Source organism: Exiguobacterium alkaliphilum 12/1, assembly GCF_000714435.1.
GTDB lineage: Bacteria > Bacillota > Bacilli > Exiguobacteriales > Exiguobacteriaceae > Exiguobacterium > Exiguobacterium alkaliphilum.
In genome coordinates this window covers 21,069-43,197 of sequence record NZ_JJMW01000058.1, presented here as the reverse complement: position 1 = coordinate 43,197, position 22,129 = coordinate 21,069, and the positions used below count along the sequence as shown (strand labels likewise).

At 54.1% G+C, this 22,129-nt stretch carries 22 protein-coding genes and 2 other annotated features; of the genes, 8 read left to right on the top strand and 14 right to left on the bottom strand.

The annotated features are described in order from the left end of the window. Positions 1 to 80: 80 nt before the first annotated feature. Positions 81 to 1,577 carry a potassium/proton antiporter gene (locus RT52_RS11665; protein WP_034817547.1) on the top strand — a complete coding sequence of 499 codons (1,497 nt, stop codon included), beginning with the start codon at positions 81 to 83 and terminating at the stop codon, positions 1,575 to 1,577. Positions 1,578 to 1,692: 115 nt separating this feature from the next. After that, a complete protein-coding gene (locus RT52_RS11660; protein ID WP_034817544.1) occupies positions 1,693 to 2,136 on the top strand; it encodes an Hsp20/alpha crystallin family protein in 444 nt (147 codons plus the stop codon). Positions 2,137 to 2,158: 22 nt separating this feature from the next. Here the strand turns inward: RT52_RS11660 and trpA are convergent, their stop codons facing one another. From trpA to trpD, 5 genes are read right to left on the bottom strand one after another with little or no spacing between them, the layout of a single operon-like run. Continuing rightward, complete coding sequence (trpA, locus tag RT52_RS11655) at positions 2,159 to 2,935, bottom strand: tryptophan synthase subunit alpha (RefSeq protein ID WP_034817539.1); 777 nt, start codon at positions 2,933 to 2,935, stop codon at positions 2,159 to 2,161. After that, positions 2,935 to 4,116: a tryptophan synthase subunit beta gene (trpB, locus tag RT52_RS11650; protein WP_034817536.1), complete on the bottom strand. Its 1,182-nt coding sequence runs from the start codon at positions 4,114 to 4,116 to the stop codon at positions 2,935 to 2,937. Before trpB ends, trpA begins: the two co-directional genes overlap by 1 nt. Beyond that, positions 4,098 to 4,670: a phosphoribosylanthranilate isomerase gene (locus RT52_RS11645; protein ID WP_034817533.1), complete on the bottom strand. Its 573-nt coding sequence runs from the start codon at positions 4,668 to 4,670 to the stop codon at positions 4,098 to 4,100. The genes trpB and RT52_RS11645 overlap by 19 nt, the downstream gene beginning before the upstream one ends. Continuing rightward, positions 4,646 to 5,407 (bottom strand): indole-3-glycerol phosphate synthase TrpC, encoded by a 762-nt coding sequence (trpC, locus tag RT52_RS11640; RefSeq protein ID WP_034817530.1) that lies wholly within the window; start codon positions 5,405 to 5,407, stop codon positions 4,646 to 4,648. The genes RT52_RS11645 and trpC overlap by 25 nt, the downstream gene beginning before the upstream one ends. Beyond that, positions 5,404 to 6,393 carry an anthranilate phosphoribosyltransferase gene (gene trpD, locus RT52_RS11635; RefSeq protein WP_034817527.1) on the bottom strand — a complete coding sequence of 330 codons (990 nt, stop codon included), beginning with the start codon at positions 6,391 to 6,393 and terminating at the stop codon, positions 5,404 to 5,406. The genes trpC and trpD overlap by 4 nt, the downstream gene beginning before the upstream one ends. A 55-nt stretch (positions 6,394 to 6,448) precedes the next feature. Beyond that, positions 6,449 to 6,678: a binding site (T-box leader), on the bottom strand. A gap of 47 nt (positions 6,679 to 6,725) precedes the next feature. Further along, positions 6,726 to 6,955, bottom strand: a binding site (T-box leader). A gap of 197 nt (positions 6,956 to 7,152) precedes the next feature. On the opposite strand from trpD, the gene RT52_RS11630 reads away from it, so the two are divergent. Further along, a complete protein-coding gene (locus RT52_RS11630) occupies positions 7,153 to 8,526 on the top strand; it encodes an amino acid permease (RefSeq protein ID WP_081852703.1) in 1,374 nt (457 codons plus the stop codon). 87 nt (positions 8,527 to 8,613) lie between these two features. Here RT52_RS11630 and RT52_RS11625 read toward each other — a convergent pair whose 3' ends face one another. From RT52_RS11625 to RT52_RS11615, 3 genes are all read right to left on the bottom strand, one after another. Continuing rightward, positions 8,614 to 10,179, bottom strand: coding sequence for a murein hydrolase activator EnvC family protein (locus RT52_RS11625; protein WP_034817524.1), 1,566 nt, complete (start codon positions 10,177 to 10,179; stop codon positions 8,614 to 8,616). A gap of 451 nt (positions 10,180 to 10,630) precedes the next feature. Next, positions 10,631 to 10,996: a DUF423 domain-containing protein gene (locus tag RT52_RS11620; protein ID WP_034806934.1), complete on the bottom strand. Its 366-nt coding sequence runs from the start codon at positions 10,994 to 10,996 to the stop codon at positions 10,631 to 10,633. A 13-nt stretch (positions 10,997 to 11,009) separates the two neighbouring features. Next, a complete protein-coding gene (locus RT52_RS11615; RefSeq protein WP_034806933.1) occupies positions 11,010 to 11,615 on the bottom strand; it encodes a trimeric intracellular cation channel family protein in 606 nt (201 codons plus the stop codon). Between the two features lie 94 nt (positions 11,616 to 11,709). Between RT52_RS11615 and RT52_RS11610 the strand changes: the two genes are divergently transcribed. Continuing rightward, positions 11,710 to 13,347: an ABC1 kinase family protein gene (locus tag RT52_RS11610; RefSeq protein ID WP_034817522.1), complete on the top strand. Its 1,638-nt coding sequence runs from the start codon at positions 11,710 to 11,712 to the stop codon at positions 13,345 to 13,347. A gap of 113 nt (positions 13,348 to 13,460) precedes the next feature. Then, positions 13,461 to 14,873: an NAD-dependent succinate-semialdehyde dehydrogenase gene (locus RT52_RS11605; protein WP_034817519.1), complete on the top strand. Its 1,413-nt coding sequence runs from the start codon at positions 13,461 to 13,463 to the stop codon at positions 14,871 to 14,873. A gap of 36 nt (positions 14,874 to 14,909) precedes the next feature. Here the strand turns inward: RT52_RS11605 and RT52_RS11600 are convergent, their stop codons facing one another. Beyond that, positions 14,910 to 15,542, bottom strand: coding sequence for an HAD family hydrolase (locus RT52_RS11600; protein WP_034808734.1), 633 nt, complete (start codon positions 15,540 to 15,542; stop codon positions 14,910 to 14,912). 204 nt (positions 15,543 to 15,746) lie between these two features. On the opposite strand from RT52_RS11600, the gene RT52_RS11595 reads away from it, so the two are divergent. After that, positions 15,747 to 17,075, top strand: coding sequence for an alkaline phosphatase (locus RT52_RS11595; RefSeq protein ID WP_245175532.1), 1,329 nt, complete (start codon positions 15,747 to 15,749; stop codon positions 17,073 to 17,075). Between the two features lie 39 nt (positions 17,076 to 17,114). Here the strand turns inward: RT52_RS11595 and RT52_RS11590 are convergent, their stop codons facing one another. The 5 genes from RT52_RS11590 to RT52_RS11570 all read right to left on the bottom strand — a co-directional run bounded on the left by RT52_RS11590 (position 17,115) and on the right by RT52_RS11570 (position 20,447). After that, positions 17,115 to 17,483, bottom strand: a complete 369-nt coding sequence (locus RT52_RS11590) for a rhodanese-like domain-containing protein (RefSeq protein WP_034807647.1) — start codon at positions 17,481 to 17,483, stop codon at positions 17,115 to 17,117. Between the two features lie 104 nt (positions 17,484 to 17,587). Continuing rightward, positions 17,588 to 17,872 carry a DUF5327 family protein gene (locus RT52_RS11585; RefSeq protein WP_034817517.1) on the bottom strand — a complete coding sequence of 95 codons (285 nt, stop codon included), beginning with the start codon at positions 17,870 to 17,872 and terminating at the stop codon, positions 17,588 to 17,590. 56 nt (positions 17,873 to 17,928) lie between these two features. Beyond that, the gene (locus tag RT52_RS11580) at positions 17,929 to 19,221 is read right to left on the bottom strand and encodes a DUF2252 domain-containing protein (protein ID WP_034817514.1); all 1,293 of its coding nucleotides are present in this window, start codon (positions 19,219 to 19,221) and stop codon (positions 17,929 to 17,931) included. A 13-nt stretch (positions 19,222 to 19,234) separates the two neighbouring features. Beyond that, positions 19,235 to 20,185 (bottom strand): peptide-methionine (S)-S-oxide reductase MsrA, encoded by a 951-nt coding sequence (msrA, locus tag RT52_RS11575; RefSeq protein WP_034817512.1) that lies wholly within the window; start codon positions 20,183 to 20,185, stop codon positions 19,235 to 19,237. An 82-nt stretch (positions 20,186 to 20,267) separates the two neighbouring features. Beyond that, positions 20,268 to 20,447, bottom strand: a complete 180-nt coding sequence (locus tag RT52_RS11570; protein ID WP_034817509.1) for a hypothetical protein — start codon at positions 20,445 to 20,447, stop codon at positions 20,268 to 20,270. Between the two features lie 85 nt (positions 20,448 to 20,532). Here RT52_RS11570 and RT52_RS11565 point away from each other — a divergent pair, with 85 nt between their 5' ends. Together RT52_RS11565 and RT52_RS11560 are read left to right on the top strand one after the other, a co-directional pair. After that, positions 20,533 to 20,868: a hypothetical protein gene (locus RT52_RS11565; RefSeq protein ID WP_034817506.1), complete on the top strand. Its 336-nt coding sequence runs from the start codon at positions 20,533 to 20,535 to the stop codon at positions 20,866 to 20,868. A gap of 82 nt (positions 20,869 to 20,950) precedes the next feature. After that, positions 20,951 to 22,021, top strand: coding sequence for a GGDEF domain-containing protein (locus tag RT52_RS11560; RefSeq protein WP_034817503.1), 1,071 nt, complete (start codon positions 20,951 to 20,953; stop codon positions 22,019 to 22,021). Positions 22,022 to 22,129: the final 108 nt, after the last annotated feature.

Genomic DNA, 22,129 nt, shown 5'->3' with positions numbered 1-22,129 from the left:
TATTTCTTATTTTATAACGATTTCATGGTATAATGAACCTAATAATAATTGGGAAAAGCGACAAAATTTATAAGGAAGTGATGTGTTTGAATGGTTCGGTTTTAAGTACGGATAGTTTGATTTTATTGTTCGGCCTGCTCCTTGTCGCAGGTGTTCTCGCCACGCGCGTGTCAACCCGTTTCGGTCTCCCCGCCCTGATTTTGTTTATGGGAATCGGCATGGTGATCGGTAGTGATATCACAGGTCTCATCTTCTTCGACAACACAGGTCTCGCCCAAATGATTGGGGTCGCGGCGCTCATCGTCATCTTGTTTGAAGGGGGACTGCAGACGAAATGGTCCTCGATTCGTAGCGTCCTCGCCCCGTCTGCCTCGCTCGCAACAATCGGTGTCTTGCTCACGACCGGTGTCGTCGCGGTTGCCGTTCGTTTCGTATTCGGTTTCGATTGGATTGAAGCTTTCCTGTTTGGCGCCATTATCGGTTCAACCGATGCTGCGGCCGTCTTCGCCGCCTTCAAAGGAAAGAACATTGCACCGAACGTTGGTGCGACACTCGAAGCCGAGTCCGGCACGAACGACCCGATGGCGATGTTTTTGACGATTCTCGCTCTTGATTTCATGATGAAGCCTGATACGACAATCTGGGATGGGATTTGGATGTTCATCTTGCAAATCATTGTCGGTGCATTGCTCGGTTATGTGTTAGGAAACGTGTCACGACTCATGTTGAACCATCTAAAACTCGATTCGAGTGGCTTGCACGCGGTTCTCATGATTTCGATGGCGTTTATGACATACGGTGCCGCCGCATACTTTGCAGGTAGCGGACTACTCGCCGTCTATATCGCCGCGATGATCGTCGGAAACGCCCATACGGCCCACGAAGTGACGATTGTCCAATTCTCCGAGGCGCTCGCCTGGATTATGCAAATCATCATGTTCGTCATCCTCGGGTTGCTCGTCTTCCCGAAACAGTTGCTCGACCCTGAACTCATCTGGAAAGGGTTGCTCATTTCGTTCATTCTCATGTTTGTCGCACGTCCAATCGCCGTCTACTTGTCGACAATCGGCATGGCGTTCAATCATAAAGAGAAACTGTTCATCTCATGGGCCGGATTAAAGGGAGCGGTCCCAATCGTCCTTGCGACATTCCCGCTCATCGCTGGGATCGACAACAGCCAGCTCATCTTCAACGCCGTCTTCTTCGTCGTCGTAACGAGTGCATTGATTCAAGGGACGACGCTCATGCCGCTCGCCACAAAACTCGACTTACTTGGACCAGATAAGATTCGGTCCCCGTACTCGATTGCGCTCGTCTCAAGCAAACAATCGCAGCACCAACTCGTCCCGTATGTCGCGACAGAAGAGTCTTCGATGATCGGGAAGACGCTCGCCGACATCACGCTTCCACCGAATACGGTCGTGAATGCGATCGTGCGTCAGGACTACCTCATCCCACCGACCGGACAGACGAAAATCGAGCCGGGCGACTTGTTATACGTCCTCGCCTCGACGTATCGCCATGACCAACTCGACCGCAAGTTCGGAGAGGACGGACTCGAACGTGTCGAGTTATGACGACTTCTTTTCATCATTTCGTCACGTGAATCGGGTTTAGACCATAAAAAAACGAACATAGTAGAAGTGACAACACTTCTACTATGTCGTTTTTTTTTATGGAGGAGGGATTTATATGTTTGACTTGACCCCATTTCGAAAGAATGAACTCGATCGGCTCCGCAAAGACTTGTTCGGCGATATGTTTGAACGGATGAATCAGTTGTTCGACCCAAAAGAAGGGGCGACCTCGTTCCTCGACTCGTTCAAACTCGACGTCAAAGACCAAGAAAGTCAATACGTCATCGAAGCTGAGATGCCCGGCATTCAGAAAGAAAATATCCACGTCCGTTATGACAAAGACTATCTCGTCCTATCGGTCGATCAACGCGAAGAAAAAGAAGAAGATAAAGATTATGTGTATCGGGAGCGCCGTGTCACCTCCATGCAACGTTCACTCTATCTGCCGAACGTGAAAGAGGATGGCATCAAAGCGAAGCTCGCTGACGGCGTGTTGCATTTGACGATTCCAAAAGCCGATGATGGGTCGACGACACGTACGATTGAAATCGAAGGGTAAGGGTTGTGCCTCGGCACATACCTTACCTTTTTGTGTCCACTGTTTTCGCCGCTCGAATCAACGCGGCCACTTCCTCGTCTCGTCCTTCGTGGAGTGCCTCGACGATAAAACTGCCGACGACGACGCCATCACACGCCTCTCCGAGCACTCGGACTTGTTCGGCCAGATGAACGCCGAACCCGGCAAGCACCGGCACTGGCGAACGAGCCGTGAGCGCCTGTAAATGTCCGAGCAATTCGTCCGGGAACACATCCGCCTTTCCTGTCGTCCCTTTCAACGTGACCGCGTAGACGAACCCCTCGGCTTGATTCAATATCGTCTCGACCCGCTGCGCGCTACTCGTTAATGTGACGAGCGGAATGACGGCGACACCGTGTCGATCCGTCTCGGCGAACAGTTCGAGACTCTCCTCAAACGGTAAATCCGGGATGATGACCCCGGTCACACCACTTGCCGCCGCTCGTTCGAAGAACGGCTGTACACCTAAACGGAACACCGGGTTCAAGTAGGTCATGAGAACGATTGGGACGGAAAAACGTCCAGTTCCTTCTATTAAACGGTCAAGTACTTGGGCGAGGGTCACCCCTTCGGCGAGGGCACGCATGCCGGCCGCCTCGATAATCGGACCATCCGCCACCGGGTCCGAGAACGGGATGCCGAGTTCAATCGCCGTCGCCCCCATCGCTTCAAGCCGTTCAATCGTCGGAATCAAGTTGTCGAGTCCCCCGTCGCCCGCCATGATGTATGGGACGAACGCCGTCCCTTCACTCCGCTTCCGAATCGCTTCATCTAATCGCATCATCCTGTCACCCTTTCTCGAATCGTGTGTACGTCTTTGTCTCCTCGTCCCGATAAGCAGATGACGAGAATGTCATCCTCCGCCATCGTCTCAGCGAGCGTCTCGGCATACGCGAGCGCATGGGACGACTCGAGCGCTGGGATGATGCCTTCGTTCCGGCTGAGCGACATGCAAGCCGCGAGCGCCTCGTCATCTGTGACGGCGGCGTAGCGGACCCGCTCGATATCTTTCAAGAAACTATGCTCCGGACCGACGCCAGGATAATCGAGCCCGGCTGAAATCGAGTGCGCTTCTTGAATCTGCCCGGCTGCGTCCTGAAGCACGTACATGAGCGACCCGTGCAGCACGCCGACCTCACCTTTCGTGAGCGTCGCCGCATGTTCCGGCGTGTCGATCCCGCTCCCTGCCGCTTCGACGCCGTATAAAGCGACCGCCTCGTCGTTCAAAAACGGATAAAACATCCCCATCGCATTGCTGCCGCCGCCGACACAAGCGATGACCGCGTCTGGCAGGCGACCGGTCTTGTCGAGCACTTGACGACGGGTCTCGATGCCAATCACGCTTTGGAAATCCCGTACCATCGCCGGGAACGGGTGTGGTCCGAGCACGGAGCCCATGACGTAGTGCGTATCGTCGACGTGTTTGACCCAGTAACGGAGCGCTTCGTTCACCGCATCCTTCAACGTTCGGCTCCCCGATTTGACCGGTACGACCGTCGCGCCGAGCAGCTCCATCCGGAACACGTTCAACTGTTGACGCTCGACGTCGACCTCGCCCATGAAGATTGTACATTCGAGGTTAAGTAGCGCGCACACCGTCGCGGTCGCGACACCGTGTTGTCCCGCCCCAGTCTCGGCGACGATCTTCTGTTTGCCCATCCGTTTGGCGAGCAACGCTTGGCCGATCGTGTTGTTGATTTTATGGGCCCCGGTATGGTTCAAATCTTCCCGTTTCAAGTAGACGTTCGTCCCGAGGCGACGGCTCATATTCTCGGCATAGTAGAGCGGGGTCTCACGTCCGACATACTCGCTTAGAAGCTCGTCGAACTTCTCATGGAACGCGGGGTCTTGCCGCGCTTCTTCATAAGCGACCTCTAACTCTTCGACCGCCTGCATGAGCGTCTCCGGTATATATTTTCCGCCATACGGGCCAAACTTCCCGTTCACTGGTTGGTTGTACATGTAAATTCCTCCTTGGCACGCCTGATGAACGTGCGAATCTTCTCAAGATCTTTCTCTCCATTCGTCTCAACACCACTCGAGACGTCGACCCCATCTGGTCTTACGATTTGAATCGCCGTGGCGACATTATCTGGGTCAAGCCCTCCGGCGAGCCAAAACGGTCGACTCGGGCGTCCTAATGTCTCCCAATCGAGCGTTTGTCCGCTCCCTGGAACGGGGGCATCCAATAAAATGAGATCCGCTTCCGTCCCATCTCCCGCTTCGATAATCGGCAATCCGAAACGTCGGAACGCTTCGAGCGGTATCGTGCGACGATGCAACTGAATATCGGTTAATCCGCTCGTGAGTGCCGTCTCGACCTCTTCAAGCGTCGGGTCGAGGAACACGCCGACGACACGCACCGATTCCGGGATATGCCGCCGTAACCGCTTTGCCGTCTCCACGTCAATCTGCCGCGAGCTATCGGCGAAGACGAAACCAATTGCGTCGGCACCCGCCTCAACTGCAGCACGGACGGCGCTTTCGGTCTTCACTCCACATATTTTAACGAACATGCCGTCAACTCCTTGATGAGCGACGTCGGGTCTTCTTCACGCATGAGCGCCTCCCCGACGAGAATCGCGCGCGCACCGGCCGCATGAAGACGTTCCGCCGCTTCTTTTCGGTCGACACCACTCTCGCTGACGAACGTGACGTCTAGATATCTTTGCATCAACTCGATTGACGTATCGAGCGTAACCTCAAACGTCTTCAAGTTGCGATTGTTGATCCCAATCAAGACGTTCTCGAGTCTGAGTGCTATCTCTAGCTCCGCCTCATCATGCACTTCGACAAGAACATCGAGGCCAATCGTTCGGGCGTATGTTGTGAGCGTGGCGAGTCGACTCGGATGTAACGCCGCGACGATTAGAAGTGCTGCACTCGCGCCAGCCGCTTTCGCCCGGTCGAGCTGTCGTTCATCGATGATGAAGTCTTTACAGAGGACCGGAATCTCAACGGCATCCGCAACGGTCTTTAAATCATGAAACGATCCTTTAAAGTATGTCGCATCGGTTAAGACGGAAATCATTGTCGCCCCGGCCGCCTCATACGCTCTGGCCCGTTCCGCGACATCGACTTCCTCTCGAATCAATCCTTTTGAAGGAGACGCCCGTTTGATTTCCGCAATGACATGAAAACCGTCTCGCATCAGGTCGAGCAGTCGAATCGGCTCGGTCCGAACGACGTCAATCGCGTTCATCTCGTTTACTTCTTCTATCTTCGTTCCGATGATTTTCGTCAAGTAGCTCATAGTCGAACCTCCGTTTGTTGTAGTTGGCGAAGCACGCCGAGTGCATGACCTTCATCAATGCTACGAATCGCCTCGGCGACGCCTTCGCGAAGCGTCTTCACCGTACCGTACGTACATAATGCGAGTGCCGCGTTCAACAGCACGACATCTCGGGCCGGTCCCTCTTGTCCGTTCAACACGGCGATGAGCGTCTCGGCATTTTCTTCTGGCGTTCCGCCTCGCAATGCCGAAAGCGGGGCTCGCATCAGCCCGACGTCGCGTGGGTCGACTTTATAACGCGCCGTCTGTTCTCCATCAAAGAACAGCACGTCGTTCTCGCCGGCGAGGCTCGCTTCATCGAGGCCGCCGGCACCATGTACAACCATGCCCCGTTCGACACCGAGTTGCTTCATCGCCGTCGCCATCTTCTCGAGAAGTGATGGGTGATACACGCCAATCAATTGTCGTCTCGGTTTGAGCGGGTTCGTGAGCGGCCCGATTTGATTGAAGATCGTGGCGGTCGCGAGCTCTTTTCGTGCCGGCATGACGTGCTTCATAATCGGATGCACGTGCTGCGCGAACAAGAAGCTGAGGTTCGCCCGTTCGAGGTCCGCTAGTACATCTTCCGCTGTTCGGACGATGGGGACACCTAACGCCTCGAGCACGTCCGCACTGCCCGACCGGCTCGACACGCTCCGATTCCCATGTTTTGCGACCGGGATGCCGAGCCCCGCCAAGACGAACGCGACGGTCGAGCTGATGTTGAACGTATGGGCGCCGTCCCCGCCCGTCCCGCAAACGTCAAGGACAGGCAGCGTCGTCTCGGGGAAGGTCGCCGCTTCACGGATGTAGGCGGCGAGCCCTGCCATTTCGTCGGCCGTCTCGCCCCGTGCTTTTAACGTAAGTAGCACTTCTTTGATACGGGCCGTGTCCGCCGTGAACAGTTCCTCCGCCGCTTGTTTCATCTCTGTCGCCGTCACTCGGTTCGTCAGTAGTCGTGTCAACATGTATGGTTCCTCCTCTAATTTTTGGTACAAAAAAACTCCATACGACGTCTGTCGTATGGAGGACGGTATGGACCGCGGTGCCACCTCTCGTTGGATCATGCGTAGATCCCGCTTTTTCCGATGCAATCACATCGTATCCCGATAACGGGGGAAACCGTCACGACCTACTGCATTCGGACGTGCTCTCATGAGCCCATTCGCATAAAGGTCTCGGTCAGGATCTCACCACCCCTGACTCTCTGGACGAGACTGCTCCATGCTACTCTTCTCAATCATCGATTTTCTATGTGAAACGAAAAAAGGGTCACTCGCCTACCCATAGCTTACGCTATGAGAAGGACGAGTAACCCCGTGGTGCCACCTTCGTTGGTTCCGTAGAACCCACTTCACGGACGATCATCCGCTTCCCCGTGATAACGGTGGGTCACCCGCTAAAGCCTACTCAAAGTTTCGGTTTAGAGCTCGGAAGTCCATTCGCGACGTCCCACATACTGATTCACACCAACCATCAGCTCTCTGTCATGCGGGGCCTGTCGTTACTTCTCTTCGTCAACGCCTTTGTTCGTTTCAATTAAGTTAACTCGTACTATACAGGGGACGGACTCCCCTGTCAAACAAAAGCGTGCAAAAAAAGTTTGCTTCTATAAGGTGACACGAAAAAGGCGACGTTTTTCGCAACCAGGCAAGTTGACATACGTTTTTTTCGTCTGCTATAGTCGTCCCCAACAACACTTCACTCGACTAAAGGAGATAAGACAATTGGAAACAAGCAAACTAAAACGTGAGCTGTCGACGCGGCAACTCACGATGATTTCGCTCGGGAGCGCCATCGGGACGGGCCTCTTCCTCGGAAGCGGGCTCGCCATCCAGACGGCGGGACCGAGCGTGCTCGTCAGCTACGCCGTTGGGGCGTTTATCGTCCTCTTACTCATGGGCTGTCTCGCTGAGATGACGGTCGCCCATCCGACTTCGGGATCGTTCGGCACGATCGCCGAACGTTACGTGCACCCGCTCGCCGGCTTCTTGGTCCGTTATTCGTACTGGGTCGCCAACGTCCTCGCCATCGGGGTCGAGGTGAGCGCGATCGCCATCTATATGCGCTACTGGTTCCCGGATGTGAACGGCTTCGTCTGGGTCGCCTTGTTTGGTGGACTGCTCATCTACATCAACGCCCGGCACGTCCACACGTTCGGCACGACAGAATACTGGTTATCATTCATCAAAGTTAGCGCCATTTTCTTGTTCATCATTCTCGGTACGGCCACGTTGTTCGGTCAGCCCGGTTCTCCGATTGAATCGATCACGACGGGGGACGAAGGGTTCTTCGCCTTCGGCTTTTACGGCATGTGGGTGACGATTTTCATCTCGCTCTTCAGCTTTCTCGGGACCGAGCTTGTCGCCGTCACGGCGGGCGAGGCGAAAGATCCGGACCGCGCCGTCCCGAAAGCGTTACGGGCGACCGTGTTCCGCTTGACGTTCTTTTATCTCGTCACGATTGCGATCATGCTCATGCTCATCCCGTGGCAGCAGGCGGGCATCGACCAAAGCCCGTTCGTCCTCGTCATGCAACAGTTCGACGTACCTGGCGCCGCCGGTATTTTGAACTTCGTCATCTTGATCGCCGCCCTTTCGGCGATGAACGCGCAGTTGTACGCCTCGACACGGATGATGTATTCGCTCGCCGAGGCGGGTGACGCACCACGTGTGTTTAAAAAAGTGAGCCAAAACGGCATCCCGACGTACGCACTCTTCGTCTCGACAGGTGGAATCGTGCTCGCGGCACTCCTCCAAATCTTTATGGAGACGTCGTACCCGTTCCTCATGGGCATCTCGATGTTCGGCGCCATCTTCACATGGTTCATGGTGTTCGTCTCTCACTTGTTCTTCCGCAAAAAATGGACGGGACGCAAGCTCCCGGTCCGCATGATCGGATATCCGGTCTTGCCGCTCCTCGGGGCCGTCTTGCTCCTTAGCTTGATGATCACGACATGGTTCACTGACTTCGACATCTTGCTCAAGTTTGGGATTCCATGGTTGGTCGGATTGACAATCGTCTACTTCGTCCGGGAACGCTTCCGGAAATCCGATGACCAATCCGATGACCAATCCGATGACATCGAACAGGCGAACTAAAAAATCGCTCCTACCGGTTATGGTAGGAGCGATTTTTTTCATGAAAACGAGCACCTATCGCAATCGACAGGTGCTCTTATGCTTGAATTAGAAGAACTGACGTGGGTTGACCGTGTTCCCCGCGCTCGATGACGAGTACGAGTAGCTTCCTCTATGAATCTCAAAGTGGAGGTGCGGGCCTGACGAGTTCCCAGTGTTTCCAAGTGTCCCGATGTTCGAACCTTGCGTTACACGCTGTCCGGCGCTGACAGACACCGAGTTCATGTGGGCGTAAACTGTTGTCCACACTTGTCCGTTGATGACGTGCGCGATCATGACGTGGTTCCCGTAAGCCCCACCCCATCCTGCACGGATCACGGTACCGGTTGCTGACGCGCGAATTGGCGTTCCGACAGGTCCAGCGATATCGACACCGTTATGGAACGTGTAGCCGAACTGACCGCTTGCCGGTCCCCATCCTTGCGTGTAACGTCCTGCCGCAGGCTGGATAAACATCGCACCAGTTGGCGCTGGCGTCGATGCAGTCGGTGTGCTCGGTGCTGGTTTTGGTGCTGGAGCTGCTGGTTTTGGAGCTGGTGCAGCTGGTTTCGGCGCTGGCGCAGCCGGTTTTGGTGCCGGCGTCGCATTTTGTGTCGTTTGGTTTGAAGATGTTGACGACTGGGTACTATTATTATTGTTCTGCTTTTGCTGAGCTGCAGCTTGACGCGCTGCTTCTGCTCGTGCAGCCTCTTGACGGGCTGCTTCTTGGCGCGCTGCCTCTTGACGAGCCGCTTCGGCTTTGGCTTCTTCGGCACGACGCGCTTCTTCTGCCTTACGCGCTGCTTCTTGACGAGCTGCCTCTTCAGCGCGACGACGTGCCTCTTCTTCTTCACGACGTTGTGCCTCGATTTCGGCGGCAATCGCTTCTTCTTGCGCGATCAATGTCGCTTCGATTTCTTGAAGGTCGAAGATTTGCGTCTCGAACTCGATGTTTTTCTCTTCAAGTTCTTTAATCCGTGCTTCACGCTGTTTCATTTTCTTCTCGAGGTCAGCTTGACGTGCTTCAAGCGCTTTCTGTTGTGCTAAGAGCGATGCACGTTGCTCTTTCAATGCGGCCTGTGCCTGTTGAAGGGATTGGCGTGTCGCTTCGTAGTCGTCAAACAATTCTTGGTCGCTTCGTTGAATCGTTCCGGCCGTGATCATGCGTGTAATCAAATCCGAGAAGTTTTTCGAACCGAAAATGAACTCGGCCCAGTTGATTGAGCCGCCGCCATTGATTTGCATCGTGGCCATCCGTTCGCGCATCATCGCTTCTTGTGCTTCCATCTTCTTTTGGTACGCTTTGATGTCCGCCTCAAGGTCCTCGATCTTCATCTCGGTACGCTTGATTTCTTGGCGCTTCGCTGCGACGTCATAGATGATATCTTGGAGCTGGGCGTCCATTTTGTTGACTTCTTCTTGTACCTTCGAGATTTCTTGATTGTTCTCTTGGATTTTTGAAGACGTGTTCGCTTGGTTGTCTTTTACGTTTTTACGTTGGTCTTGAACTTTCTTCTGCTGCTCTTGTTTCTCTTTGATTGTCGTCGAGGCATCGGCCACCAAGTGTGATCCGAGGAGCAAGGCGCTGAGCGTCAGTGTCGAGACGGTGCGTTTCCAGTTGATCAATGCGGACATCCTTTCTAAAATAAACAGGTTATACGTACGGTCTTTTATCTGTCGTTTTGCTATGTAACAAAAACGATTAATTTTTCAGTTTCAACACGACTAATTATATCGAAGTGTTTAATGTTTTCCTGTTAAAGTTATATTTCACTTTTATTACGACGAAAAAGTGGGTGTGCCCTTGGTACGCCCACTTTCGCTTTATTTCAACGGTTTTTCCATTTGTTTTATTTCGAAATGTTCTTGTAATAATAGTTGGAAATAACGACACATTCCCCTTATATTCAAAAAACTTCTTCTCATGATTTCTACATTTCGCCAATCCCAGAAAACGTAAAAAGGGGCCGCCTTTCACCGGCCCGAAGGAAAGGTGAAAGACGACCGAGTGGTTCGTTGTGATGAACACGAGGGTCTTACAAGTTGAAGTATACCGCTCTCGTGTTAACGGACTGTGGATTTTTGATTACAACTTCAAGGCGCCAAGGATGACGAATACCCAGGCCGCGATGAATAGGACGCCACCAATCGGCGTGACGGCACCGAGCTTCGTAATGCCTGTGAGCGCCATGACGTAAAGGCTCCCCGAGAAGAAGATGATTCCGGCGAACATGAGCCAACCTGCCGTACTAAACTGACTGATGCTGACCCGCATTAATATCGAGGCAAGCGCGATGATGCCGATCGCATGAATCATGTGATAGAGCACACCCGTCTGCCAGTTCGCGAGCATGTTCGGCGTGAGACGTTCTTTTAACGCGTGCGCACCGAACGCACCGAGTGCGACGCCGAGCGCCATGAGCGCCGCGCCGATGATGAGTAAGACTTTCATAAACCGTTCCCCCTTATCTGACTTGCCGTGCTGGTAAATTCCACTTTCGATAGTAGGATATCACTCGAAGGGTCGCGACGACAATGAGTAACGCATAGACCGGCAACCCGCTCTCGAGCCGGAAATAGTACGTGACGACGGCGATGATGATCGCCCAAATCGCGTACACTTCCGACTGTAAGACGAGCGGCTTTCGCCCCGCGAGCAAATCACGGACGACACCGCCCCCGACCCCGGTCAACACGGCCGCCGCGATGGCCGCTGATAACGGTAAATCGAGCTTGATTGCGACTTGAGCTCCTTGGAAAGCGAAGGCGACGAGCCCGATCGCATCGACGATGACGCCCCAGCGTTCCCAGTGCGGCAAGACGACGCTCGGCAGCAGGAAGATGAGCAAGGCGACGAGAAAACAGAGAATAAACAAATCATTTTGTTGCCAAATCAAGCTGACGGGATTACCGAGCAGGACGTTTCGAATCGCCCCGCCGCCGAACGCGGTCGTAAACGCGAGCAGCCAAACCCCAAAGATATCGTATTTTTCGTCCATCGCGATGATGGCACCGCTCGCCGCGAACGCAACCGTTCCGACGACGTTGAGTAATTCCCATTCCATGAACATCCCTGGCCCTTTCTCCTAAGCATTGTATGGTACAGTAAAGATACAAAAAATCAGATCAGTCACGCGACTGCTTGTAAAGGATGTCGGTACTTTTATGAAACGAATCGCTTTGTTCCGCATATGGATTATCGTCACAATGTTCGCCCGATTCATCATTAAAATTTACGCCTTCTCGCGCAAGCAACAGCAAGGCCTGACGAATCAAGAAGAATACGAGGCGCTCATGCTCAACCTCGCCCGCGAGTATAAACGGAACGCCTTGCGGTTAGAAGGCCTCTTAATCAAGCTCGGCCAATTCTTGTCGATTCGGGCCGACTTGTTGCCGACGTCCGTCTTAAACGAGCTGTCCGAACTTGTCGACCGTGTCCCGACGTCCGGCTGGGAGAAGTCACGCGCGATCTTAGAAGCCGACTGGGGCGTCCCGTACACGCAAGTCGTCAAAGACGTCGACGTCGACGCCGTCGCCTCGGCCTCAATCGGCGAAGTGTACGGCGCGACATTGCTCGAGAACGGCAAGCGGGTGGCGCTAAAAATCCAGCGCCCGGACATCGAAAAGATTATCCGGACGGACTTCAAAGCGATGCGTATCGTCACGACGATGCTCAAACGAACCGCGCTCGCAAAATCGACCGACTTAGATAGCTTATATCGCCAAATGATTTTTGTCATCGGGGATGAGTTAAATTTCCAAACCGAATTAAAAAATGCGCACTATTTCAAAGCGAAATATGCTGAAAATCCGGACGTATACATCCCGGACTACTACGACCACCTCTGTACGAATCGTGTCTTGACGATGGACTGGGTCGATGCACGCCGCATCACCGACCTCGCTTTCTTGAAAGAGAACAACATCGACCGCTCCGCGCTCGCCGAACGATTGTTTACGATGGCGGCCGAACAACTGTTGTTCGGCGGAAAATTCCACGCCGACCCGCATCCCGGCAACGTTCAAATCCGGGCCGACGGGACCATCATCTTGCTCGACTTCGGAATGGTCGGTTCGACGACACCGCAAGACATGGCGACGATTCGAAAAATCTTGCAGGCGTTCATTTCCCTCGATTATGACGGGGTCGTCGACGGTTTGGAGGATTTACGCTTCCTTTTGCCGACGGCGAACAAACATAACATTCGTCAAGCGCTCGAAAAAGCCGTCACGTTCTACTTAGAGACCGACATCGACACGGTCGACACGAAGCTCATCGAGAAAGTGTTGCAAGACATCCAGTTGCTCGTCAAAAACGAGCCGATTCAGCTGCCGGCCGAGTTCGCTTTCTTCGGTCGGGCCGCCTCGACGTTACTCGGGATCTTACAAATCCTCGACTCAAAAATCGACCTCTTCACGCTTGGGAAGCCGATCGTCATCCAGTGGCTCGAAGCGGACGGGACGACGATTCAAAACCGGTACGTCATGACCGCCCTCAACTACGGCAAAAAATTGTTGAACGTGCCGCCACTGCTTGATAACTTCTTGAAAGAACCGACACGTAAACGCTTGTCTGAACAAGCAATGTTCCAACGTCGGCTCGAATCGAAGGAGCTATTGCACCGTCAGCTGTTCAATTCCGGGTTGATTCTCCTCGGGCTTCTCGTCGGTCTGCTAGGATACATCCGTCCCGACGAGTGGTTGTTCTGGTCCGGTGGGGTCGTCGCCGTCATCGCCTACTTCAACTCCAGACGCCTCGGTCGGAAGATTCGCCATTTGGCCCGCCAAGACTTCCGCGTCTAAACGAACCGTCACGTCACCGTGGCGGTTTTTCGTATGCCGTTTGTAAAATTGTGTATGTTTTTTGAAAACGGGTACTGTCTTATTGTGCACTTAGGATGAAAGGGGAGATCGAGATGCGAGCTGAACATAACTGGATAAACGGGGAATGGGTCGAGACGGACGAGACGATTGAAGTCCGAAATCCCGCGACCGGAAACATTATGGCGACCGTCACGAAAAGCGGTGAGACCGAAGCCCGGCGCGCCGTCGATGCCGCCCATGCGGCGCTAGGAGCGTGGCAACAAAAGACGGCCGAAGAACGCGGGGCGCTCTTGCTCAAGTGGCATCGCTTGATTGAAGAAGAAGCGGAAGCGCTCGGTCGGACGATGGTCGAGGAGCAAGGCAAGCCGCTAAAAGAAGCAATCGGGGAAATCCGTTATGCGAACGGCTTCATCGAATGGTACGCTGCCGAAGGACGCCGCGTCTACGGCGAGACGATCCCGGCTTCGGCGAACAACAAACGTATCTTCGCCATCAAGCAACCGGTCGGCGTCGTGGCGGCCATCACCCCGTGGAACTTCCCGGCGGCGATGATTACCCGAAAAGTCGGTCCGGCGCTCGCCTCGGGCTGCACCGTCGTCATCAAGCCTGCGTCGGCCACGCCGTTGACCGCGATTGACCTCGTCAAGCTTTCAGAGAAGGCCGGCTTCCCGCCCGGTGTCATCAATTTGGTGACCGGGACGGCCTCGGATATCGTCAAAGCATGGCAACAGGACACGCGCGTCCGGAAATTGACGTTCACCGGCTCGACCGAAGTCGGGAAGATGCTCATGCGTGACGCCGCCGACACGATGAAGAAAATCTCGCTCGAGCTCGGTGGCCATGCCCCGCTCATCGTCACCGCGAAAGCCGATTTGGAGAAAGCCGTCCCGCAAGCGATCGCGACGAAGTTCCGAAACGCGGGCCAGACGTGTGTGTGCGCCAACCGAATCTACGTCGAACGTTCCATCGTCGACGCGTTCTCAGAGAAGTTCATCGAGGCGGTCGAGGAACTCAAGGTCGGCAACGGGCTCGAGGACGGCGTCGACATCGGTCCGCTCATCGATGAGGCCGCCGTCGACAAAGTGATGAAACATCTCGAAGATGCGCAAATTCGCGGCGGCGAAGTGTTCGGCGGCGAGCAGCTCGACGGGTTGTTCGTTCGTCCGGCCGTCGTCCGGTATGCGAACGAGGATATGCTCTGCATGAACGAAGAGACGTTTGGTCCCGTCGCCCCAATCGCCTCGTTTGATACGCTCGAGGAGGCGGTCGAACGGGCGAATGCGACCCCGTTCGGGCTCGCCGCTTACGTGTTCACGCAAGACATCAACGAGGCGCTCTACTTAGCCGAAGCGCTCGAATACGGCATCGTCGGCGTCAACGATGGCCTCCCTTCGACGCCGCAGGCCCCGTTCGGCGGATGGAAAGAGAGCGGCCTAGGACGTGAAGGCGGTCACCACGGCATCGAAGAGTTCTTAGAAGTGAAGTACATCTCGCTCGGCCTATAACAAAGACCGGTTGAACGTTTGTTCAACCGGTCTTTGTCATGCGTTTACGATGTCCAGTAAATCAGCCGGCGCTTCAATCACGTGATCGGCAAGCGCCCACTCCTCTTCGTTCCCGAACCCGAACCCGGTCAAGACGACAGGGAAGTCATGGGCCCGCGCCGCCTCGACGTCCGATTTGCGGTCCCCGACCATAACGTAGTTCCCATCCCCATGACGGAGACGGTGTGCCGTCAAGATGTCCGCCTTCTTCTCCCCGCTCACCGATTCGAGACATTCCGGCGCCGTCATGAACGGACGAATCCGTTGCGAGTCCAAAATCAAGTTCAAATAATGGACGCCGCAATTGCTCGCCGTCGTCAACGTGTGCCCGTCCGCATGGAGCGTCTCGAGCATCTCATAGATGCCGTCGAACAACACATGCTGTCCTTCCATCGCGCGTTCGAGCGTCTCATGACGAAGCTTTCGGATTTGACGAATCTCTTCAATCGTCGCTTCCGGGATGACATGCTCCCAAAAAGCATTCCCGGCAAGCCCATAACCGGAACGGACCGCTTCCTCGCTCGGTTTTGGTAAATGCGGAAGCTGTTCGAGCGCTTCGTGAATCGCTTTTGTCATCGGAACGGTCGTGTCGACAAGCGTTCCATCGATATCAAATAAAATCACTGCCATAATCGTTACCCCTCTCTCTTCTACTTCCCTTACCGTAGCAGAATGCCCGAAAAAGCTAAAGCAGAAACGTGGCTAGGCCAAAAGTCGACCTATGCACCTCGGACCTACAAGTCTTTACATTTTCTCAAAATCAGGGAAACGAGACTGCAATGTACGTCCGTTATAGTTCGGTTTGTAAGATTCATCACTCGAGGAGGCAAACAAATGAAACGAACATGGATGATTGGGGCGCTCGCCCTCGGCTTGACGGCGGGAACGTTGACAACCGGGCTACATAACCATAAAACGGCCGAAGCAAACGGGAAGCACGGGAAAGGGACAGTCAAAAACGTCATCCTCATGATTCCGGACGGCTATTCCGCGTCTTATGCGACAAACTATCGCTGGTATGCGGGCGAGGAAGAGACGGCGCTCGACAAGCAGTTGACCGGCATGATGCGCACCTACTCCGCAAATTCCAAAGTGACGGATTCGGCTGCAGCCGGCACGGCAATGGCGACCGGTGTGAAGACGAACAACGGGACGATCAGCATGGACCCAGACGGAAACGAGTTGACGTCCGTGCTCGAGAGAGCGAGCCAGAACGGGAAAGCGACCGGGCTCGTCGCCACGTCGACCATCACGCATGCGACACCCGCCGTATTCGCTTCTCACGTCGCTTCACGAGCAAGCGAAGCTGAGATTGCCAAACAGTATATGGACGCTCTCGAGGTCGACGTCCTCCTCGGCGGTGGTCAAAAATATTTCACCGCTGAAGCGAACGGCGGGTTACAAAAAGAGGATTTGATTAAACAGGCAAAAGAAGCCGGCTACTCCTATGCGACGAACCGAGACGAGTTAAGAGCCGCCAAGTCTGCTAAACTACTCGGCCTCTTCGCGGACGATGCGATGGCACCTGAACTCGACCGCGATCAAACGAACGAACCGAGCTTGGCCGAGATGACCGACGCGGCCCTCACTTCACTCAAACAAGATCAAGACGGTTTCTTCCTCATGGTCGAAGGAAGTCAAATCGACTGGGCCGGTCACGCCCATGATGCCGCTTGGGCGATGAAAGATTCAGAAGCGTTCCACGAGGCGTTTAAAGCCGCCCTCCAGTTCGCGATGAAGGACAAACAGACGCTTGTCGTCGTGGCCGGAGATCACGACACCGGTGGCATGTCCGTCGGCGGTTACGGCGAATACATCGCAAAACCTGAAGTACTCCGCTCTGTCACAGCGACCGGGGACTTCATGGTCGACGCGTTCAATGATGAGCTGACAAACGTCGAGGACGTCGTCGAGCAGTATACATCGATGAAACTCACACCGAAAGAGGCTGAACTAATCCGATCGGCGGATGAATCAAAGCGTGTCATGACTTTGAATGAAATCATTAGTCAGCGGGCATACGTCGGCTGGACGACGACTCAACATACGGGCGTCGACGTCCCGCTCTACGCGTACGGGCCGCAACAAGAGCGATTCAACGGACTGCTCGACAACACGGAAGTTCCAAAACATATTTTACAGGCGATGAAATTATTAAAGTGAGACACAAAAACCGGCTGAAAAAGGTTTCAGCCGGTTTTTTCATGATCCACGCCAGAAGCTCATCCCGCCTTTGACCGAATAGACGTCTGTATAGCCTGCCTTCTGAAGCATCGCGGCTGCTCGCTGGCTGCGCATCCCGCTTTGACAGATGACATAGACGGGACGGTCTTTCTGTTTCGGGTATTGCGCGCTCGCGTTCCCGAAGCCAGATAGGGGCACGTTTTTCGCCTGCTTAATATGACCGCCTCGATACTCTTGTGGCTCCCGTACGTCGAGCAGCTGGATGTTGCGCTCTTCGGCAATCTTGCGCTTCAGTTCATCCGTCGACACCGTCTTCACACTGTTCCGCTTAGACCACCACACGTAAATCAATCCAATTACTACCGCCACAAATAAGAAATCAAGCATATGTCCGCCTCCATGATCGATGAGTTTTGTTACTTCGATTATACCCCCTTAGGTATATAAGTCAATGAAGACGCCTCAAAAAAAGCCACGCCCTCAGGCGCAGCTTAAAAGTCGAGCAATGAATCGTTTTTTGGCTCTTCATCCTCTTCGAGCGGGATTCCGAGGAAAGCCGCCATTTGACGATCGAGCGGCGGCTGATCCGGTGCCGGCGCCACCGTCACAGGAGCAGACGGTTGGACGGAAGGGCTCGAGACTGCTGGATCCGCAAGTAACAGTTCGCAGTACCCCATCAGCTTGGCAACATGCCGTTTCTGCGTCTCTCCGTTCGACTGTTCGATTTCGGTCATCACATGTTTCATTTGGGCGATGAGTTGTTGTTCGGTAATCATACGTCCACATCCTTTACCCCATCATTGTGCCGGAAAACGCGACAAGCCCGCAAGTGTCACGCTTGACCGTCACGGGTATCGAGCCACGTCTGGAACGCCTCAAAATCGAATCGGACTTGATTCCCGTAGAATCGAGCCCAGCGCGCGATTTGTCGGATGAACAGTGGTTTGGCGTCCCCGATGGCGGCGGCAATCCGTTCGCTCGCCTCGTAATCGAGAATATTCGCGTCTGCGTCGACACGGGCATGGATTTTGGCCGTAATCTCGGCTTGAACGTTCAACGTCTCAATGAGCGACGCCTCGTCCTTGATGTGCTTCGCTTTAACTTTTCGCTTATAAGGCGAACGCTGTCGCACGTAGTATTCGTGACCATCGATCGTCAAATAGCCGAGATACGGGTCACGGCTATGCACCATCGCCCGTTGCGCCGCCGTCACCCGCGCCCCTTGATGGGAGAGTCCATCCTCGAACAAAGGGTGCGTCGGCAGAAAGAGGGACGGAACGGCCGACTGGGCCTCTTTCATCTCAAGGATAACGTCCTCGTCATGTTCCGCGTCCGCCCCTTCAATCAAGATGTAGTAACGCTCCAAACCGATCGAAGCCGTCCCGCTATCGAGCTTGATGGCGATGTCTTTCACTTCATAATGGTCGGCGTGATGGCGATGGTCCGCTTTCAACGACGTCAAATAGTCGGGCCAGGCCGCTTTAATCTTCGATGCCATCGTCTCGCTTACCGGAATCAAATCTTCGCTCGTCGCGAAATAGCGCTCCTCATCGCGCACCTCGGTCCGTTCGGCCATGAACGCATCCTTTTTCGCCTCTGCCTTTTTGATGATTTTTTTAATCGCCTTGCATGTGTTCGCTTTCGTGAACTGCACGTCCTCGTCTTTTCCGTTCGCGTAACGGTCGATCGTTTTGGCATACGTCTTCGCATACGACTCGATGGCCGCCGTCGCATCGAACCCCGCCTCTTCGGCGAACAAGTCGACCGAAATGGCCATCCGTAACACGTCGAACAAATACGATCCGATATACGCCTCATCGAAGTCGTTCACGTCATAGATGATCGTACCGGCCCCATCCTCGAACACGCCGAAGTTCTCGAAGTGTAAATCCCCTTGGATGAACGTCGGATGCGCGTCACCCGTATCAAACGCGAGCGGAACTTTCGCGAAGTCATAGTAAAACAAGTGGGAGCTGCCCCGGAAGAACGAGAACGGGCTCACGCTCATCTTCGTGTACTTTTCGCGCCGCGCTTCTTCAGACAGATGTCGAATCGTCGTATCATAGTAGTCGAGGACGGTCGCAATCGTCTCCCGGCGGATTTGTTGCTTGACTGAAGTGAACATCGCCTTCTCCCCTTCACGCGTCGAATAAGTGTTTGTACTCCCCGTACCCGGCCGAGTCGAGCTCTTCTTTCGGGATGAACCGGAGCGAGGCCGAATTGATGCAGTAGCGCAAGCCCCCGAGCTCTTTCGGACCATCCTCGAACAAGTGACCGAGGTGGCTGTCGGCCCGCTTCGAACGGACCTCGGTCCGCACCATGTGATGGGACGTGTCCATGTTCATATCGAGCCGTTGCTCTTCAATCGGCCGTGAGAAACTCGGCCAGCCACAGTTCGACTGAAACTTGTCGCGTGACGTGAAGAGCGGCGTCCCGTCGATGATGTCCACGTATAGCCCTTCGCGCTCCTCGTCCCAATACTCGTTTTGAAACGGCGGCTCGGTGCCATTCTCTTGCGTGACTTTAAACTGCATCGGTGTCAGCCGTTCCTTCAATTCTTTCTGCTGTTTCTTATCGCTCCACGCCTCTTTAATGAATTTCGCGCGACCGGAGCCGACGCGATACATCTCATAGCGGAACGGATTTTTCTTATAATAGTCTTGATGATAGTCCTCAGCTTCCCAAAACGTCTTCGCCGGACGAATCTCGACCTCAATCGGTCGGTCGAACCGTCCTGAGTCCTCGACTTCTTGCTTCGACCGCTCTGCCGCCGCTCGCTGTTCTTCTGAGTGATAGAAGATTGCCGGACGATACGACTCACCGCGGTCGTTGAACTGGCCGCCGCCGTCCGTCGGGTCGATTTGACGCCAATAAATCTTCAATAACTCCTCATACGAGATGACATCCGGGTCATAGGTGACCTCAATCGCCTCTAAATGTCCCGTCGTCTCCGAACAGACTTGTTGATACGTCGGATTGTCAACATGCCCGCCCGTATAACCGGAAATGACACGCTCGACCCCTTCGTATTTATGAAACGGTTTGACCATACACCAAAAACAGCCTCCCGCAAACGTAGCTTTTGCCATTATCAATCCCTCCTTATTAAGTAGTGTACCCAAAAAAATGCGGAAGCAACAAAAAACGAGAACCCCGAACGTGTTCTCGTCTTCAATCCTCGACGCGGTTCATATGCCGCATCACTAAAAATAAAATCACACCGACGATTACAGCCCCAAGAATGGTCAACGCCGGGTTGTTTCGTGCCGATAATGTATAAAAGATCGCGAGTCCAATCAAAATGAGCGCAATCGGAATGAACGCTCGTTTAAAATGATCCCAATAACGCACGGACAGTCCCCCTTTTTTCTATCATACCAAACATCTCGACTGGGATAGAAGAAAAGCTGGAGACGATTTGAAAGGAGCAACAAAGATGACCATGGAAACATTATGGGCGAACCGCCCGACCCTCATCTGGGAAGAACGGTTGAACGAGGGAGATGACATCTATACCCTCCCGGCCATCCTCGCCGTCGATGCCGCGCTTCGACAATACGCGAACGCGCTCACCCGTTCCGACAAGTCAGAGGCGAGCGTTTTAGCGGCTGTCCGCGACCTCGTCTTGCGGCTAAACGAACTCGATGAGGAACATGACTACTTCATCGAGACGATGGAACGCGAGGAACTGTATGATTTCATCGTCGCTGCGGCTGCACTCGTCGGCTACGAGACCGACGACGACGTGACGGAAGAGTGGCGCGAATGGTGAGCCGATTGAAACGATGCCGGTCACTTGAATTATGCTACACTTAAACTAGTTATTTCCATTTCCACACAGGGGGACTGTGTCCATGCTCACCATCATCAACTCATTTTTCATCGACCTATGCATCTTGTTCACGCTGTTCACAATCTCGTTCCTACCTTTTCGGAATCGACCACGACTGACGCCGCATTCGCCGCTGAAGGCCCGTGTCCTGCTCGGGGTGCAGAGCGCGTTCATCGCCACGATTTTACTCGGGAACGCCCTTCATCTCGAAGGGGTGCTCATCGATTTACGAGCCATCCCGATCACGCTCGCCGTCTTGTTTGGTGGTTGGGTGAGCGGCGGCGTCGCGGCTGTCTTGTTTTTGATCGGTCGTTTTTTCATGATCACGAACGGCGAGTACGTCGGGTTTTACTTGGCGATCGCCACGATGGTCGCGCTCGTTCTTCCGGCGAGCCTGTTGCGGCTCAAACTTGATAACACGCGGAGCACGTTGCTCGTCTTCACGACAATCGGCGCCATCGTCTTCGGTGCGGCAATCTATTACACGTTGCCACTCGACTTGTTCTATCCGATTTTACTCGTCTATATCGTCATGTCGTACGTCGGCGCTTGCGCCGCCTATCGTCTGCTCCAAGAGTTGCGCCGGCACTTTGAGAACGTCCAGCATCAGCAACAGCTCGCGCGCACGGACGCTTTGACGGGGATCGCCAATCGTCGCCTGTTGAACGAGGCGATGGCAAACTTGACGGTCGAGGCAGAAGAGTATGCGCTCATCCTCGTCGATATCGATCATTTCAAACGCGTTAATGATACGTATGGCCATGACGTCGGCGACGACGTGTTGCGTGAGCTCGGGATGCTTCTTGTCGCCGAGAGTCGCGAAGATCACCTCGTCGGACGTTTCGGTGGAGAAGAATTTTTAATCATCATGCCGAACGCCCAAAAAGACGAGGTGTCACGCCTCGCCGAATCTATACGAGAAAAAGTCTCGACGTTCCCGTTCGAGACGAGTGCCGGGACGCTCCACATCACCGTTTCGCTCGGTGCCTGCCATTCGAACGATATCGAGGTCGACAGTGTCTTGAAACATGCCGACGAAGCGTTATATCACGCAAAAGAATCGGGACGCAATCGCTTCATTTTGGCTTCATGAAGCCAAAAAGCGTTCGTAAAAGTTTAACACGTTCATCAGTTTTCCTGCTTTACTTTCCCTGGTCGAATCGGTACACTAGGCTAGACTTTGGTTCGTAAGCTTTTTGTA